The 18,882-nt window shown below is 38.6% G+C and carries 11 protein-coding genes and 2 riboswitches; all 11 genes read left to right on the forward strand.

Going from position 1 to position 18,882, the window contains the following annotated elements; translation table 11 throughout:
- The first annotated feature begins 384 nt into the window (after window positions 1–384).
- The 11 genes from Q1B07_RS19110 (at window position 385) to Q1B07_RS19160 (ending at window position 18,749) form a co-directional block, all read left to right on the forward strand.
- On the forward strand, window positions 385–1,077 hold the full coding sequence (locus tag Q1B07_RS19110; protein ID WP_299092980.1) for a response regulator transcription factor: 693 nt from the start codon (window positions 385–387) through the stop codon (window positions 1,075–1,077).
- Window positions 1,055–3,286, forward strand: coding sequence for a histidine kinase dimerization/phospho-acceptor domain-containing protein (locus Q1B07_RS19115; protein WP_299092979.1), 2,232 nt, complete (start codon window positions 1,055–1,057; stop codon window positions 3,284–3,286). The genes Q1B07_RS19110 and Q1B07_RS19115 overlap by 23 nt, the downstream gene beginning before the upstream one ends.
- 294 nt (window positions 3,287–3,580) lie before the next feature.
- Complete coding sequence (locus Q1B07_RS19120; RefSeq protein WP_299092978.1) at window positions 3,581–4,357, forward strand: alpha/beta hydrolase; 777 nt, start codon at window positions 3,581–3,583, stop codon at window positions 4,355–4,357.
- A gap of 206 nt (window positions 4,358–4,563) precedes the next feature.
- Window positions 4,564–7,326 carry a phosphoenolpyruvate carboxylase gene (ppc, locus tag Q1B07_RS19125; protein ID WP_299092977.1) on the forward strand — a complete coding sequence of 921 codons (2,763 nt, stop codon included), beginning with the start codon at window positions 4,564–4,566 and terminating at the stop codon, window positions 7,324–7,326.
- Between the two features lie 401 nt (window positions 7,327–7,727).
- A riboswitch (guanidine-I (ykkC/yxkD leader) is annotated at window positions 7,728–7,853 on the forward strand.
- A gap of 135 nt (window positions 7,854–7,988) precedes the next feature.
- The gene (locus Q1B07_RS19130) at window positions 7,989–9,338 is read left to right on the forward strand and encodes an APC family permease (RefSeq protein ID WP_299833299.1); all 1,350 of its coding nucleotides are present in this window, start codon (window positions 7,989–7,991) and stop codon (window positions 9,336–9,338) included.
- Window positions 9,339–9,447: 109 nt separating this feature from the next.
- A riboswitch (guanidine-I (ykkC/yxkD leader) is annotated at window positions 9,448–9,585 on the forward strand.
- Between the two features lie 132 nt (window positions 9,586–9,717).
- A complete protein-coding gene (locus Q1B07_RS19135; protein WP_299092974.1) occupies window positions 9,718–10,461 on the forward strand; it encodes an urea amidolyase associated protein UAAP1 in 744 nt (247 codons plus the stop codon).
- A 25-nt stretch (window positions 10,462–10,486) separates the two neighbouring features.
- Entirely contained in the window at window positions 10,487–11,137 is a 651-nt protein-coding gene (locus tag Q1B07_RS19140) for an urea amidolyase associated protein UAAP2 (protein WP_299092972.1), read from the forward strand.
- A gap of 22 nt (window positions 11,138–11,159) precedes the next feature.
- Window positions 11,160–14,801, forward strand: a complete 3,642-nt coding sequence (uca, locus tag Q1B07_RS19145; protein ID WP_299092971.1) for an urea carboxylase — start codon at window positions 11,160–11,162, stop codon at window positions 14,799–14,801.
- A complete protein-coding gene (gene atzF / locus Q1B07_RS19150; RefSeq protein WP_299092969.1) occupies window positions 14,798–16,543 on the forward strand; it encodes an allophanate hydrolase in 1,746 nt (581 codons plus the stop codon). The genes uca and atzF overlap by 4 nt, the downstream gene beginning before the upstream one ends.
- Window positions 16,544–17,011: 468 nt before the next feature.
- Window positions 17,012–17,971, forward strand: a complete 960-nt coding sequence (locus tag Q1B07_RS19155) for a D-glycerate dehydrogenase (protein WP_299092968.1) — start codon at window positions 17,012–17,014, stop codon at window positions 17,969–17,971.
- 118 nt (window positions 17,972–18,089) lie between these two features.
- Window positions 18,090–18,749, forward strand: a complete 660-nt coding sequence (locus tag Q1B07_RS19160) for a M50 family metallopeptidase (RefSeq protein WP_299092966.1) — start codon at window positions 18,090–18,092, stop codon at window positions 18,747–18,749.
- The last annotated feature ends 133 nt before the right edge of the window (window positions 18,750–18,882 follow it).

Raw genomic sequence — 18,882 nt, forward strand, 5'->3', positions numbered from 1 at the left:
GTAGTAAAAAAATGACAGTATCCCCCCTGATACTTTCCTATATGAAAAACGAATAAACTTGAAGAGCCTCCATAGTGCTATGGAGGTTTTTTCTTGTTTTGCTTTTATTTAAAGGTAATAAGCATAAAATTTGAACTTAGTTTTGGTGTCTAGCTCCAGCGCCTATCGCCTATCAAACTTCAGATCATCTCCCTACGATAAGTTCTTTATCTCAGTCGATGCTCCTCCAGTTTATACGGCGATGACCAAGGAGCTTGCGCTTTTGTTCAAGTTTAAGAAATTCTTCATTTTTCTCCTATCTTTATTTTAAGATCTCCTGTTTATACTAAGGTCATCAAAAGCAAATGAAACTCATGTTATAATTTGGAAAGGAGGTATGTGGAGATGAATGATTATGTTGTATTAGTAGTAGATGATGATAAAGAAATCCGTGATGCGATTGAAATATATTTGAAAAATGAAGGTATGACCGTGCTTAAAGCAAAGGATGGCATAGAAGCGATCGAATATATAAATGAACATGAAGTCCACTTAATTTTATTAGATATTATGATGCCTAGAATGGATGGTATTGCTGCAACATTTAAAATACGTGAGGATAAAAACATCCCAATCATTATTTTAAGTGCAAAAAGTGAAGATACCGACAAGATCTTAGGTTTGCAGGTCGGTGCTGATGATTATGTGACAAAGCCTTTTAATCCATTAGAACTGATTGCAAGAGTCAAATCACAGCTAAGAAGATATGTAAAATTAGGACCGTTTGAAGGGATAAAGAAAACAATTGATTTAAACGGACTTACCATTGACCAATCAGCAAAGGAAGTAGCGGTAAATGGCGAGCCGGTTAAATTAACACCGATTGAATATAAAATCGTTGAACTCTTGATGGTCAACGCGGGTCGAGTATTCTCTATCTCTGAAATTTACGAACGGGTGTGGAAGGAGCCTTGCTATAACGCAGAAAACACCGTTGCTGTACATATTCGTAAAATTCGTGAAAAAATTGAAATCGACCCTAAAAATCCGAGATATTTAAAGGTGGTATGGGGAATTGGATACAAAATGGAAAAGTAGAATTGCCATTGTCACATGGTTTATTTTACTTACTTTTGGAATAAGCGGTGTTTTGACCGCACTAGTAAATGATGAGAACGATTATATGAAGCAAAGTTATTTTAACACCTCCCAATTTGAAGACACGCTTGGGCAATTATTCATGTATATTAATGCATTTGAAATATCTTATGAAGAAAAAGCAGAGCTAAAAAAATCGATAACCGTTTCAGATGAAGAAATTGAAGAGTACCGTTTCAGATATGGTGACCTCACCGAACAAATTACTAGTATTGAACAACAGTATCAATCTAGAATTGATGAAGCACAAGCAAATGAAGATCAAAAAGTTGCTGATATTTATATCAAGGAAAGAGATAAAAAAATTGAAGATATCACGAAAAATTTTGAAAGTGACGAGTACATCAAGGAGAAAATTGTAAAAGAAAAAGAACAAAAAATAGATGAATATTATAAAGAGCTTGAAGGTTATCGACATGAATATGAAAAATATAAAGAAGCATTTGTCTATTATTTAAAAAATACCACAACAGGAGAGGTATACACGAACCTTCCTTCAAAAGAAAGCAAATCAGTTGAAACATATATAAATAATGACAAAATGATTTTCATCCAAAGCTACCCAACAAAAAATCAAAGCTATCTTAGCATGAGAGAGCAGCCCTTAATATCTGGATATGAAGAAGTGATGCTTAATAACTTAAACAATGACTCAAATGCTTTATATGAAGGTAAAATAGGGATTTCTAACGATACACCTAACTCAAATTTTATTATGGTCGATTATTATACTTATGATAACCAGCAAAAAGTATTTTGGGTTTATACAATCGCATCGGTTATTGCTTTGATCGTAAGTATCATTATTGGTAAGAAAACAAAGATATTTAAGAGAACTGCCCCGAAAATGTGGGAGGGAATATATAATAAAATCCCGATTGATGTTGCCATGCTTCTATTTGGTATTACGGCAATCATTACAATGGTTATAATTGTTGATCAGTCCTATCTAGGTTATAGTTATCAACTAATGGGGATATTAGAAATTATTTTTTATCAACTGATCCTCATGACGATCTTTTTCGCTTTAACGGTTATCCAAGGAATATATCTATACTCTCGATTTAAAGCATTACATCCTAATAAAGATGTTTGGAAGAGTACATTATTCTTTCAATTTTTTAAAATGATAAGTAACGCATTTTTGAATCGAAGAATCGGAACACAAGTATTTCTTCTCTTGGCAATCGTCTTTTCATTCGGAGCCGGGTCAATTCTTATCTTTGTTGAACCAGTATTTTTGCTCGGATATGTCCCTGCTTTTTTTCTAGTGGCTGTACCGATATTTATTCTTATTATAAAAAGAACCGGCTACTTTAACGAGATTAGCAACAATGCACACGCATTAGCAAATGGTGATTTTCAACCTGATTTAAAGGTAGTTGGAAGGTCCGTATTTGCCAGGCTAGCAGAAGATATCAATACAATGAAGCGTGGGGTAAAAACATCACAAAAGGCCCAAGCGAAAAGCGAAAGGCTCAAAACCGAGTTGATTACCAATGTCAGTCATGATTTGCGCACCCCTTTAACATCGATTATTACGTATTCTGAGCTTTTAAAAAATCAGAAGTTAACTGAGGACGAACGAAAAATGTATATTGAAATTATCGACCGCAAGTCTAAGCGCTTAAAAGTGTTAATCGATGATCTGTTTGAAGCCTCCAAAATGGCGAGCGGGAATATTGAACTTGTAAAGGAAAAAATTGATCTTGTCCAGCTGCTTCAGCAAGCATTAGCTGAATCGAATGAAGCGATACAAGCTTCCAGGGTTCAATTTCGCGTGGTAAATCCAGACAACCCTGTTTATGCCTTTGTTGATGGTCAAAAGCTATGGCGCGTATTCGACAATTTAATCGGTAATATTCTAAAATACTCGCTTGAACACACAAGAGCTTATATTACAATCAGTGCGGTAAATGGTGAAGCCATGATTACCTTTAAAAATATTTCAAAATATGAGCTTAATGATGATGTGAATGAATTATTTGAACGATTCAAACGCGGAGATAAATCACGTCATACAGAAGGGTCAGGATTAGGGTTGGCGATTGCAAAATCAATCATTGATTTGCATGAGGGCTCCCTAGACATCAATGTAGACGGTGATCTGTTTAAAGTTACAATTGTATTAGGGTTAATGCAGGAATAGAAAATAAGCTGTCTCGAAAAAGGACCGACCTTTTTGGGACAGCTTTTATTTTGCTTTAAGAAATTATATAAGCGCTTCGACACCCAGCTCCAGCGCCTAGCCCCGACAAGCATAAGCCACTCATGAATTGAAGGTAAAGAACGCCTTCTATTCATGAGCGTCTTATTTGCCTTAGGCTGATCAAGGAGCTTGCGCTTTTCTTATTTACATGAAATTAACGTTTTGGAACATATCGTCTTTACATTATGAGCTTAGTATTTGTATAAGTAACCATTTTTAATTATTGGAGGAAAAATGAAAGAAAACATTATTTTTATTCATGGGTTAACTGGCACAAAAAATGCGTTTAATAAACAAAAGAAGCACTTCGATCACTCTTTTAATACGTATTCTTATGATTTACTTGGCCATGGAGAGGATCGAGGGAAGGTTGTTGATTTTACATTGGATAACTTAGTCGCACAATTAGAGAACCTTTTTGAGCGTGAAGGACTTAATGAAGCACATCTATGTTCACTTAGCTATGGGTGTTATCCAAGTATACTATTTGCAAATAAGTGGAAAAGGAAAGTGAAAAGTCTATGCTTTATCGGCGGTCATTATAATTCGACATCCCCTCTATTTGATGTGTTTAAACATTATTGGGAGATTCGCAATGAAGACTACCCATCATGGTTAAGAAAATATTCGCACGATATTTATCCAAAAGAAAGTGTAATCGATCCTTATTCGATTATTTCCCGTAAAATTTATTATAGATATGGTCTTGAACTTGATGAAAATATCTTAAAAATTGCGATTTATCATCGTTTAACCTATGATTTGCGCAGTGACATTTCAAAAATTAGCGTCCCAGTTCTTTGGGTGATGGGAGATCATGATTCTTTATACAAATCAACATTAACTGATTTAGAAACCTTACTCCCGCACGTTATTTATAAAGAAATTAAACATGCCGGCCATGCTGCGAATATGTTTAGAGCCAGCTGCTTTAACGAAATGTATGAGGAATTTCTACATTCAAATTCAGTAGCAAGACGTAACTCGGAAACGAAAAAGGAAATCAAATAGTGAAATTTCTATGTTTGCTTTCTGTTTAAAATGGGTATTTTTAGAATTAGTTATGAAGGTTTATCTATTTTATAGATTAAACTTGGAAGATTAATCTTAAATAGATATCAATTTTAGTAATTTAAGATGAAATTCTTCTCGAATAATGATATGATAGAATTATCTTACTATTTAATAGAATAGCAAATTTAGGGGAAGGTGACACTATGACAACTAGAATAGAGACAAATGATAGCAGCATCCCTTTACGTCGTGATGTAAAATCTCTAGGTCATATTCTTGGGGAAATTCTTATTCATCATGGGGGAACGGAGCTTCTTGATAAAGTAGAAAAATTAAGAATGATGGCAAAGTCTCTTCGAACTAGCTTTGATGAGGAAACATATAAAGAACTAAAGGAAGAAATCGTGAACTTGGACACGCCGATGCGGAAACAAGTTATTCGCGCCTTTTCGATTTATTTCCATCTTATCAATGCCGCAGAGTCCAATCACCGCATTCGCCGCCGTCGTGAATATCAGCTCCAAGATAACCAAGTAGCACAACCAGCATCAATTGAAAGTGCCCTTTTATCATTAAAAGAAAATGAAATTGATGTAGATACCATTCAAAATGTATTAAATACGTTATCTCTGGAATTAATTATTACAGCTCATCCGACAGAAGCAACGAAGCGTTCAGTGATTGAGATTCAAAAGCGTATTGCCACTATTTTAAAAAGCTTAGATAATAAAATGCTCACGAAAAAAGAGCGTAAAAAGCTAGAGGAAAGCTTATTAAATGAAGTAACCATTCTTTGGCAAACAGATGAATTACGTCATCGTAAGCCTACCGTAATGGATGAGGTGCGCAATGGTCTTTATTATTTTGATCAAACATTTTTTGATGTTCTTCCAGAAATTCATCAGGATCTTGAAGAAGGTCTTAGCGAACAATTTCCAGGTTATAAGTGGGAAGTACCTAATTTCCTTCGCTTCGGTTCCTGGATTGGCGGAGACCGAGACGGCAACCCTAATGTTACACCAGAGGTTACATGGGAAACATTAGAAAAACAACGTGAACTAGCACTGAAAAAATATAAGGAAGCATTAATTGAAGTCATGAAACGCTTTAGTCATTCCACAACACGTACTGAGGTAAGCGAAGAGCTAATTGCGAATGTTGAAAAGGATGAAGCAGCTTATATGGGCAGCGATAAACATTGGCCGGTAGAAAATGAGGTTTATCGTCGGAAAATTGCCGTTATTTTGACACGTCTAAAAGAAGTGGGGAAATCTGACATTGGTTACCAATCTTCTGAGGAATTATTGGAAGATCTTTATATGATTCAGCGAAGCATCAGCAAGCATCAACCGGCAAATCGTCAGTTGAAAATGCTCAAAAAATTAATTCGTCAAGTTCAGTTATTTGGATTCCACTTAGCTACTCTTGATATTCGTAACCATAGCGGAGAACATGAGGCAGCCATAACTGAAATATTGGCTAAAGTGAAAGTAGCTGAAAATTATGCTGCCCTCTCTGAAGAAGAAAAAATTAAAACATTGGAGACGGTTCTCAAAGATCCGCGTCCTGTTCTTTTATTAAATGAAGATTATTCAAAAGAAACACAAGAAATGATTAAGGTCTTTACGATGATTAAGAAGGCCCATGATACATTCGGCAAAAAATCAATTCTTGTTTACCTGGTAAGTATGACACAATCTGCAAGTGATTTGCTTGAAGTATTGGTGCTTGCTAAGGAAGCGGGCATTTACCGACTTCATGCAGATGGTACTGTTGAAAGCCATTTAAATGTTGCGCCGCTTCTTGAAACAATTGATGACTTAACTGCAGGTCCAAAAATTATGGAAAAATTGTTTAATATGGATGTTTATCGCAACCATCTAACCATTCATGGCGATTCACAAGAAATCATGCTTGGTTATTCTGACGGAAGTAAAGATGGCGGTACGTTAACGGCAAACTGGAAGCTATATAAAGCACAGCTTGAAATCCATGATATGGCAAAACGCTATGGAATTGGATTGAAATTCTTCCATGGCCGCGGCGGTTCATTAGGTCGCGGAGGCGGTCCATTAAACAGAAGCATTTTATCCCAGCCAGCGGAAACACTGGGCGAAGGGGTGAAAATAACGGAACAGGGTGAAGTGTTATCTTCTCGCTACCTGCTAGAGGATATTGCTTACCGCAGCTTAGAGCAGGCAACTTCAACATTGCTTGAAGCTTCTGTTAACCTTGCGAAGGGGTCAGAGCAGCAGCATTTACGTGAAACGGTTTGGGAAAAAACAATGGAAGAAATCTCAGCGGTTTCGCTTAAAAAGTATCAATCGCTTGTGTTTGAGGATCCTGATTTCTTAACGTATTTTACAGAAGCAACACCATTGAATGAGCTTGCAGAATTAAATATTGGCTCTCGTCCTATGAAGCGTAAAAACCGCAATCGCTTTGAAGACTTACGTGCGATTCCTTGGGTTTTCGCATGGACACAAAGCCGTCAGCTTTTACCTGGATGGTATGCAGCAGGTACCGGATTGGAAAGCTTTGCTTCAAAGGACGAGGAAAACTTAAAGCTATTACAGCGCATGTATGAAGAATGGCCGTTTTTCCGTTCAACCATTGATAATCTGCAAATGGCACTAATGAAGGCTGACATTACAACAGCTAAGGAATACACTGATCTTGTAAAAGACAAGCAAATTGCAGACCGTATTTTCGGCAACATTGTTGAAGAATATGAAGTAACAAAAGCTATTCTTCTCAAAATTACAGGTGATGAGGAACTACTAGACCATACACCAAATATTAAAGAATCGGTTCACCGCAGAAATCCATATGTGGACCCATTAAACTTCCTTCAGGTTGAATTGATCAAGGAACTTCGTGAACAAGAAGAGCCAAATGAAGAGCTATTAACAGAAGTGTTATTAACAATTAGCGGTATTGCGGCTGGTTTACGTAATACAGGTTGATAATTAAGAGGCAATTAAGGGCCAGACCCCAAAGGCAATATAATGGATATCTAGCAATTTTTAATCCAAAATATTGTGAAAGAGGGGTCTGACCTTTCCCTTCTTAAGTCAGCAACGGGATTTGCTTTGACAGAGGAAAGGAAATCTGTTAATTGAAGAACAGCAGTGGGTCAGGAACCGTCATGTTGTTGCGATTGCGAACAATGAGTGGAAAGAATACTAAAGATAGCGAAAAGAGGGTGGCTCAAATATTGAGTTATCCTCTTTTTTTGATTTAACGTAAAAAAACGTGTTATGTTATCTGACATACTAATTGTTCTTCTTATTTTTCAACACTATACTTTAATTATTAATTAGCATTACTAAAAATAGGATAAAGATTCTCATCGTTGATTGAGAATAAAAAAGCTGTCTAGGGTTCCGTTGATCGTTGTAAAAACATTCGATCAAGCCTGGTCCAAGAGAGAGCGTATAGAAATTACAAATTGTAACTTCTATATACACGGAAGGATAAAAGCCTGGGAGATCACACATCTCCTTAGGCTTTAATTTTTTTCCTCAAATAGCCTTTTACAAAACGCTATCCAAGTAGCAAAGTGAAGGGCAAATTTTATGTAACTTAATTTCTGAATATTAAAAAATTAAAGAAAGAGGTAATGGAGATGACGAAAAATACGGAATTGAAGAAATCCTTAAAGCTCTTTGGTGTGGTTTTCCTTGGTCTGGCATGGATGACACCAATGATCTTTTTTACAGTTTATGGTGTTGCCTTTGAAGCAGCAGGAGGTATGCTTGCTGCAGCGTATGTAGTAGCGTTTATTGCCATTTTCTTTACTGCCTACAGCTATAGCCAAATGGTGAAGGCATATCCGATCTCAGGGTCTGCCTACACCTATACTAAAAAGGCGATTAATCCGCAAATGGGCTTTCTTGTTGGCTGGGCACTTTTACTTGATTATATTGTTTCGCCAATTATTGCTTGTTTAACCTTTGGTCTTTTTATGAATGCTCAATTCCCGAGTATTCCTGTTTATATTTGGATTATTGTGTTAAACCTTGTCCTTGCTCTAGTTAATATTATTGGAATTAAGTCAGCTGCACGTGTTAGCGGATTTTCAGTTGTCCTTCAGGTCGTTTTTATTTTCTTCTTCTGTCTATTGGTTATAAAAGATATTGTCAGCGGCGGGAGCGGTGCGGCGTTATTTTCTATTCAACCCTTCTTCTCATCAGATTTTGAACTTTCAACGATTTTTTCAGGTGCAGCTCTTATCTGTTTTTGCTTCTTAGGCTTTGATGCTGTGACGACGATGGCAGAGGAAACAGTGCAGCCAAAAAAAACCATTCCAAAAGCGATCTTTTTAATCGTCTGCATTGCAGCTGTTCTCTATATCGCAATCTCTTATTTAACCCAAATTGCATATCCTGACTATTCTTTTGAAAATTCCGATACAGCTGCATTCGAACTGGTTCGAATGGTTGGTGGAAATTTGTTGAGTGCAGTATTTACAACTGTGCTGATCGTTGCTATTTTCACTCAAGGTGTTTCCTCTGTGACGAGTGTTACCCGGTTCATCTATGCATTAGGAAAAGAATCAATTCTTCCAAAAAAAGTTTTTAGTTATGTTCATCCGAAATTTAAAACACCAGTACTAAATATCGTGTTTGTTACCATTATTTCATTTAGTGCGATTGTCATTGACCTTGATACAGCCGTCACATTTGTCAGTTTTGGTGCCCTTACTGCCTTTACTTTTGTAAATTTATCTGTTATCACTCATTACTATATAAGGAAAAAACAGCGGACCTTTAAGCATTCATTGCTTTATCTTGTCTTCCCATTAGTTGGTGCGGGATTTATTGGCTGGTTGTTAACATTATTAGAAAAGCAAACTCTGTTAATTGGAACAATCTGGATCATACTAGGGTTTATTTATATTGGGGTTAGATCAGCCTTCGTTAGAAAATCTGCTTCTGGATTAAAGGGAGGAAAAGTGGCAATAGAAAATAGATGACAAAAACTATGTTAGAAAATGTAACATGAGTGGTGCTGGAGAATATAGTTTATCTTACAATGAATTTACTGAATCATTTGAAATTGAATAAAGGTTCTCACAATGAGAACAAAAAGCTGTCTAGGGTTCCGTTCTATATGTTGGAGAATTCCCTCCTTCCTCATAAAAGAAGTCTGGTCCGAGAGAGAGCGTATAGGTAATGGGCCCCTCTTACCTATATACACGGAAGGATAAAAGCCTGGGAGATCACTCTCCCAGGCTTTTATCCTTTTTTTAGTATCTGCAAAGCAAGACGTCTAACTAACCTACTTTACTTATTTTACGCAAAACCACAAAGCGCAGGAAGTGCGCATTTTTTAGAAAAGGGAGGAATCATTTCATGAATAGCATTTGGAGCAAAACCATTCCAGCAGGAGGAAAATGGTCGGGAGTCATTGGAAAGGGGAAACTAATTCAATTTACAGCTTTAGGAGATAACGCAAATCTTTCAACACTAATGTATCATGCAGCTAACTTATCGGAACGCTACAATATGCCTGATACGCTAAAAGCACAGCATACTGCGCACTTAACAAAAGGCCATGTGTTAATGAGTGACAATGGAAGGGTGTTAGCGAGTATTGTTGAGGATAGCTTAGGCTGGCATGATAGCATCTCGGGTTATACAACGCGCATACAGACAGATGAAAAATATGGCATAACAAACTATCAACAGAAGCGTAATGATTGGTTTAGAAGCGGTGAGGAGAACCTCCTAATGGAGTTAGTGAGAAACGGATTAAGTTCACGTGATTTAGTCCCAGTCCTTAACTTGTTCTCTAAAGTTTACTGTGATGAAAAAGGTGATATGCACTATACGGAACATCATTGCCGAAAAGGTGCGACCGTTACACTTAGAACAGAAATGGACACATTATTTATTTTCTCTAATACACCAAATCCTTTAAATCCGTATCGTGACTATCCATCTGTACCAATTACAATCGAGATAGTTGAAGCGAAGCCAGTTGAAGATGATGACTATTGTTTAAATTATAGATCAGAAAACCGTCGAGCTTTTGAAAATACATGGGAGTATTACACATTATTAGGCAATGCTAATCCAGTTGCTGTTAATAAATAAATGAAATAAACAGGGAGGAAGAAACATGGCTGTCTTAAACTATACGGAAAGTCCGCGAAAAGAAGAAGAAGCAATTTATGATCAAACAATTCTTGCTGGTGAAGGGTGGATGCATGAGCTTTTGCCAGGGCAGGTGTTAAGAATAGTAGATTTAGAAGGCAACCAAGCGGCAGATACGCTGTTTTATGATGCTGAAAATCCAGATGATCATTATAGTGCAATTGCGACTATTGCAGGTCAAGGAAATATCTATTTATCAACAGGCACTGTATTACGCTCAGAATCTAATAAAGAGTTGTTAAAAATTGTAGCAGATACTTGCGGTCGCCATGATACATTAGGCGGTGCATGCTCGGCACAAAGCAACACAGTTCGTTATTCACACGATACACTTCCAATGCATAATTGCCGTGATACATTCATGCTTCAGCTGGCAAAGTATGATGACACATATACAAAACGAGATTTGGCCCCTAATATCAACTTTTTTATGAATGTACCTGTAACACCAGAAGGAGGACTTCAATTTGCAGATGGTGTGTCAGCACCGGGAAGATATGTTGAAGTACAATCAATCGTAAAAACGATCGCGTTAATCAGCAATTGTCCACAGTTGAATAATCCATGTAATGCATATAACCCAACACCAGTCCGCGTGTTGATCTGGAATAACTAGTAGAAGAGAAGGAGTGATTGATATGTTTAAAAAGGTTCTTATTGCTAACCGCGGAGCAATTGCAGTCAGAATTGAGCGTACGTTAAAAAGACTTGGTATCTCTTCTGTTGCGGTTTATACAAAAGCAGACCAAGATAGCTTGCACGTAGACAATGCCGATGAAGCAGTGCATATCGGCGAGGGAGCGGCAAAGGATAGTTATTTACACGCTGAATTAATTTTACAAACAGCACTTAAGACTGGTGCAGAGGCGATTCACCCAGGCTATGGGTTTCTAAGTGAAAATGCTGATTTTGCAAGGGCTTGTCTTGAAAAAGGAATCGCATTTATTGGACCTACTCCAGAGCAAATGGAAATGTTTGGATTAAAGCATTCAGCGAGAGAAATTGCGGAAAGAGCCGGTGTACCAATGCTATCTGGAACGGATTTAATTGAGAATCTTGAAGCAGCTTTAATGTATGCTGAAAAAATCGGCTACCCGGTTATGTTGAAAAGCACGGCAGGCGGCGGTGGAATTGGAATGCGTGTATGTCATAACGAAGCTGAGCTAAAAGCTGCGTATGATGGGGTCCGCCATCTTGCAGAAACGAATTTTAAAAATGGAGGTCTTTTTTTAGAAAAATATATAGAAAAAGCCCGTCATATAGAGGTACAGATTTTCGGGAATCAGTTTGGAGAGGTTGTTTCGTTAGGGGAGCGTGACTGTTCCATACAGCGGCGCAATCAAAAGGTGATTGAGGAAAGCCCGGCTCCCAACCTATCCAACGAAGTACGTGAAAAAATGTTCGCTGCAGCAGAGCGCTTAGCTAGTGAGGTCGGATACAGAAGTGCAGGTACTGTAGAATTTTTATATGATCCTCAAAGCTCGGAGTTTTATTTTTTAGAAGTCAATACAAGATTACAGGTTGAACATGGTGTAACTGAAGAAGTGTTGGGAGTGGATTTAGTAGAGTGGATGGTTAAAGAGGCAGCAAATGAATTAAAGGATTTACAATCCCTTATTCATAAGCTAAATGGACATAGCATCCAAGCACGAATTTATGCGGAGGATTGTCTTCATGATTTCCGACCAAGCGCAGGTCAGCTTGATCAGGCCATTTTTTCAACCCTTTCACGGAATGAAACATGGGTAAGAGATGGAATCGAAATTACTTCATTATATGATCCAATGCTGGCGAAAATCATTGTTCACGGTGAAAACAGAACAGATGCAATCGCTAAATTAGTTCAGGCATTAAGTGAAACACGCATGTACGGCATTACAACCAATCTTCAGTATTTACAAAGCTTGCTCAAGGAAGAGGATTGCATAACAGGTAATGTTTATACACGAATGTTAAATGGCTTTAAGCCAGTTGAAAACACCTTGGAAGTATTAGATGGCGGCGTGCAAACAACCATTCAGGATTGGCCGGGAAGAACAGGTCATTGGGATGTGGGTGTGCCACCATGTGGTCCAATGGATCCTTTATCCTTCAGAATCGGAAACAAATTATTAGGAAATGAGGATGATGCACCAGGGTTGGAGCTCACATTGCGCGGTGGTTCTTATCGCTTTCGAAATGAGATGTGGTTCTGCTTAACGGGAGCTGATATGGAAGCCATGCTGGATGGCGAGTCTGTTCCAATGTATAAACCGATTCTGGCTAAAAATGGTCAGATACTATCATTCGGTGAGGCAAAAGTTGGAATGCGCACATATTTGTTGATCGCTGGCGGCTTTGATATGCCGAAAATATTAGGCAGCTCATCAACTTTTACGCTTGGAAACTTTGGGGGTCATGGCGGACGCGCTCTTCGTACAGGAGACATATTGGCTGTTTGTCATCACTTCAAACCAAGCCATTCTCAAGAGCTCCCGGCTTTCCATCAGCCGCAAATGAAGCACTCCTGGACAATCGGAGTTATTCCCGGGCCGCATTGTACAGAAGAATTTTTGCAAGAGAGCTATTTAACCCAGTTGACAGAAACAAAATGGAAGGTTCATTTTAATAGCTCAAGAACCGGTGTCCGCCTTGTCGGGCCTAAGCCGCTTTGGGCAAGGGAGGATGGAGGAGAAGCAGGGCTGCACCCATCCAATATTCATGATAATGCGTATGCAATAGGTACGTTAGATTTAACAGGCGATATGCCGATTCTACTTGGTCCCGATGGTCCTAGTCTCGGAGGGTTTGTTTGTCCAGTAACGACTGCCTCTGCAGAATTTTGGAAAATTGGCCAGCTTCACCCTGGGGATACCGTCCAATTTCAGCTCATTACATTAGAAGAAGCCGACCGTTTACGAAAGTTGCAGGAAAATAATCTTCATGCGATAGGGCATAACGAGTTCAATCTTTTAAACAAGGTTGAAATCATACAAACAAATGAAGCATTATCTTCTGATTATCCAGTGCTTGCTTTTGAGAAACATAATCGAAAATTTCCAATTACCATTCGTTGTTGTGGGGATGAACACTTATTAGTAGAGTACGGGGAAATGGAGCTTGATTTATTACTTAGATTTCAGACCCATATATTAATGGATGTAATCAAAAATACCAGCGAAATTCCAGTTTTAGACTTAACACCTGGTATACGCTCATTGCAGATCCACATTGATGCCTCAAAAATAACAGTGAAAGAAACAGCTGAAAAGGTATTAGAGATTGATAGCAAGCTCCCGCCGCTTGAATCCATTCAAGTACCATCAAGAATTGTTCGCTTGCCGCTATCATGGAATGATCCCTCTGTACAGCTTGCAACAGAACGATATCAGCAAAATATCCGGCCTGACGCACCATGGTGTCCTGATAATTTAGAATTTATTAGAAGAATTAATGGACTCGAAAGCATTGAAGATGTAAAACATATCGTCTTTTCTGCCAATTATCTTGTACTTGGACTAGGGGATGTCTATTTAGGTGCACCTGTTGCCACACCAATTGATCCTAGACATCGTCTTGTGACAACAAAGTATAATCCGGCACGGACCTGGACGCCTGAAAATGCTGTTGGCATTGGCGGAGCATATATGTGTGTTTATGGTATGGAGGGACCGGGAGGCTATCAATTTGTTGGAAGAACTATTCAAATGTGGAACAGGCTTCGTTCTACAAAGAGTTTTGAACAGGGGAAGCCTTGGTTATTACGCTTTTTTGACCAAATTCAGTTTTATCCAGTAGAAGCTGGTGAATTGCTGGAAATGCGGGAGAACTTTTTACGGGGCAGATTTGAGGCGGATATTACAGAAACAACATTTGATCTTGGTGACTATTTATCATTTCATGAGGAGATTAAGGAAAGCGCTGAGCAATTTCGTGTTCGCCAACAGGAGGCCTTTAAAGCGGAACGTGAAAGATGGAAGGAGCTGGGTATTGCCGAGCATGTGTCTGAGGAGGAAACCTCAAATGATCCTCATGAAGAAGTTCTTCCAGAAGGGGCAATACCTGTTCACTGTTCAATGCCCGGAAGTGTGTGGAAGGTTCTCGTTACACCAGGGCAAAATGTGAAAAAGGGCGATGTTTTAATCATTGAGGAGAGCATGAAAATGGAATTCCCCCAAACAGCACCTTGTGATGGGATTGTTGCTGAGGTGTACGTAAAACCTGGAGACGCAGTCCATGCAGGACAATTATTTGTCAGTTTGTTTGAGGAATTGAATGAAAAGGTGGGTGCTGCACAATGAAGAAAGTTGAATTACCTAAAAAACTAACAATAGCTTGGCTCCGTAAAAAATATTTAAAACATGAACTTGCTCCAACTGAGGTAATAATTGAAATTATTCAACGTGTCAAAAGAGATGAGGGAATGAATATTTGGATCACATCGCCAAATAAAGATACCATTCAGCCATACCTTGAACGATTACAAACGCTCGACATCGACTCCTCACCACTTTGGGGGATTCCTTTCGCTATTAAGGACAATATAGACTTGGCAAATGTCCCAACTACTGCAGGTTGTCCTGAATATGCCTATACACCAACAGAACATTCAACGGTTGTCGCACGATTAATCGAAGCAGGAGCTATCCCGCTTGGAAAAACCAATCTCGATCAATTTGCAACAGGATTGGTAGGCACGAGAAGCCCATACGGAGAAGCGCATAACGCTTTACGACCAGAGCTCTTAAGCGGCGGCTCAAGCTCCGGTTCTGCCGTTGCGGTGGCAAGAGGGCATGCCGTTTTCTCCCTTGGAACAGATACCGCAGGTTCAGGGCGAGTACCTGCTGCTTTAAATGATCTAGTCGGATTAAAGCCGAGTTTAGGAGCATGGCCGACAAAAGGAGTTGTCCCAGCCTGTGCAAGTCTTGACTGTGTCACTGTTTTTTCTCATAGCTTAGAAGATGCAAAGAAAGTTGATGCAGTGGCAAGGGGAATAGATGAGCACGATCCTTGGTCACGCCAACTTCCATTTCCAGTTCAGAAATTGCCTGAGAAAATCTGTTTACCAAGAGAGCCATTAGCGTTTTTTGGTCCATTTGCCAATGAGTATAGAGCTGCATGGGAACAAGCGATTAGTAACTTAAAACAATTAAATATTCCGATAGAATATATTGATGATCAATTATTTTCTGAAGCTGCAGCCATTCTTTATGATGGACCATATGTAGCAGAACGATGGGCTGATATAGGAGGCTTTATTAAAGAGCATCCAGGCAGTACTTTTCCAGTAACAGAACAGGTTTTGCGCTCTGCTACCTTACCCAAATATGATGCTGCTTCCGTGTTTCAATCCATACATCGTTTGCAAGTATTAAAACGTAAAGCTAGCAATCTTTTAAAGGATGCCGTACTAGTAATGCCAACAGTAGGCGGGACATGGACTCGAGATCAAGTAAGAGAGGATCCTATCAAAACAAATAGCGATATGGGACGCTATACGAATCATTGCAATTTATTGGATTTATGTGCTATTGCCGTTCCTGCTGAAGAAGCCGCAGCGAATCTCCCATTTGGGATCACCTTCTTTGCTCATTCAGAAAACGAAGGTCTTATTATAGGTGCAGCGGAAGCGTTTATGAATCGAAATAAAGGCCAGGAAAAGAAAATATATGTAGCAGTATGTGGTTTGCATATGAGAGGCTTTCTATTTGAAAAACAAATGCATGAGTTTGGTGCGGTTTTTGTGAAGGAGGCAATCACAGCGGAAAAATATCAATTTATTAAACTGCCGACATCTCCTGCAAAGCCTGGCCTTATCAAAAAACAAACAGGTGGTAAAGCCATTGAATTAGAGATTTGGGAAATGCCTTTGCATTCTTTTGGAGAATTTGCTGTTTTAATTCCTTCTCCTCTTGGAATTGGTAAAGTGGAGCTGCAGGATGGTACAGAAATACCTGGATTTATCTGTGAAGGCTATGCAGCAGATGGATCGGAAGATATAACAGATTTAGGAAGCTGGAAGAAGCTTGAGGTAAAAGTTTAGCAGAATCGTATTATATGACTTCCATCTTACAATACACCCTTGCCTGGTTAAAAACCAAGCAGGGGTATTTTTGTACTATCACCAGAAAGTATAAAATTTTATGGATGATAGTATAAGAAATACTAAGGCTTTCGCCATTAGGACTTGGCGATACGCCAAGTTTTTCTAATACTATCAGAATTTATATATTTTCTTAACATAGCTTGCGTTTCTGAATCTAGCTCCAGGCGCCATCGGCTCGAGGTCATAAGTCAAACAGGAATTGAAGGTAAAGTACACCTTCTATTCCTGTTCGCCTTATGCTTGTCGCTGATAGGCAGGCGCCTTGCGCTTTTTTTATGAATTTTGTTCTTCTGATCATTTTCTTCGGGTAATAAGCAGGACTTTCTGTTTATGAACTTGAATAAGTCTGTAACGACCTTGTGAATGATTAGTGGTCTAGAAGCTGATAATAGGAGTGGGAGAAAGTTGAAACAAACGGTCATCGTTTATCGAAAAGTACCTGAGGATGTTCTAGCCTTATTAAGGGAAAAGTTCGTTATCAAGTATTTTCATAACTTAGAAACAGACCATGATCCTGATTTTCTAAAAGAATTACCTACGGCACATGGACTGTTAGGTGCTAGTTTGAAAGTAAATAAGGAGTTGCTCGATCAAGCGCCGTATTTAAAAATCGTATCAAATATATCAGTAGGCTATGATAATTTGGATTTAGAAGAATTGAAAAAAAGAGGCATCCAAGCAACAAATACACCAGGAGTATTAGTTGATACAACAGCAGATACTGTTTTTGGCCTATTGCTTGCAACGGCTAGAAGGATGCCTGAGCTTGATTTATATGTGAAATCAGGTAAATGGAGAGGAACGAAGGACGAGGATTTATTCGGTGTAGATGTCCATCATAAAGTACTTGGTATTATTGGGTTAGGGGATATTGGAAAAGCCATTGCCAAACGAGGCCATTTTGGCTTTGATATGGAGATTCTTTACCACAATCGCTCAAGAAATAAACAGGTGGAAAATGAGTTTAACGCTGTATATTGTGAACTTGACGAATTGCTTAGTAAATCGGATTATGTGTGCTTAATGACACCGCATACACCTGAAACGGATAAGATGATCGGAGAAAGAGAATTTCGCTTAATGAAAGACACCGCAATATTTATCAATGGTTCAAGAGGTAAAAACGTTGATGAAGCAGCATTAATAAAAGCTTTGCAAACCGGACAGATTTTAGCTGCAGGTTTGGATGTTTATGAAACAGAACCTGTAAGCAAAGATAACCCATTATTGCAGCTTTCCAACGTCGTTACGTTGCCGCATATCGGATCGGCCACAAAAGAAACAAGGGAAAAAATGGCGAGACTGGCAGCTGAAAACTTAGTAACCGGGCTTGAGGGCGGCACTCCTCCGAACTTAATCAAATAATTAAGTGTATGGGACAGAATAAAGGTTCTGTCCCTCTATTTAATTAATCAGGATTGATTATAGATCCGAAATTTTTCCTAGACTAAGAACATAGCCTGAAAAAAGGGGAATGTTTTAGTTGGAAAACCTATTAACAAATCAAATCGTTGTCTATTTAATCGCTGCCTATATTTTGTCTCATGTCCCAATAATTGGACGCTATTTTACAATGATCAATACATTGATTCATGAAAATGGTCATGCCTTAGCTGCGCTCCTTCTTAATGGCAAGGTGTACTCGATTAAATTATTTATAAATACGGCAGGAGAAGCGGTTACAGGTCAACGCGGCTGGTTTTCAAGTGTCGTGATTTCTTATGCTGGATATACCTTTTCTTCCCTAGTTGCTTATGGTTGTTTTATGCTGCTGAACATGGGAAATAGTCGTTTCATTTTATATGCGTTTTTAGCGATTGCCATCATCAATTTACTGCTGTGGATAAGAAATCTGTATGGAGTTATTTGGCTCATTTCTTTTATTGTTATATGTGGATGGACAGTTTATAGCGGCAGCAGCGGCTTTCAAACGTTTTTTGCCTATTTTCTGTCATCTGTCCTTTTAACAGAGTCTGTTTCATCTGCCTTACAAATTTTTATGTTAAGCATAATAAAAAGTAAGTCCGCAGGAGATGCAACAAGTTTGGCACATTATACGAAAATTCCTGCCTTCCTTTGGGGATTTGTTTTTTTCTTTCAATCACTTTATGTTGCTATTATCGCCATTCGCGACCTTGTTTGACCAATCTGCGAATCTTTTGTTCGCCTTTAGGTAGTGTCAAAAGTTCTATGAAAAAAAACGTTTTAGTTTTAATTAACACCGAAGTGAACTTGTTGACCGCCGCAATCGCTCTTGACAAACACACCAATGGTTT

The sequence above is a fragment of the uncultured Metabacillus sp. genome, assembly GCF_947503125.1.
Lineage (GTDB): Bacteria > Bacillota > Bacilli > Bacillales > Bacillaceae > Metabacillus.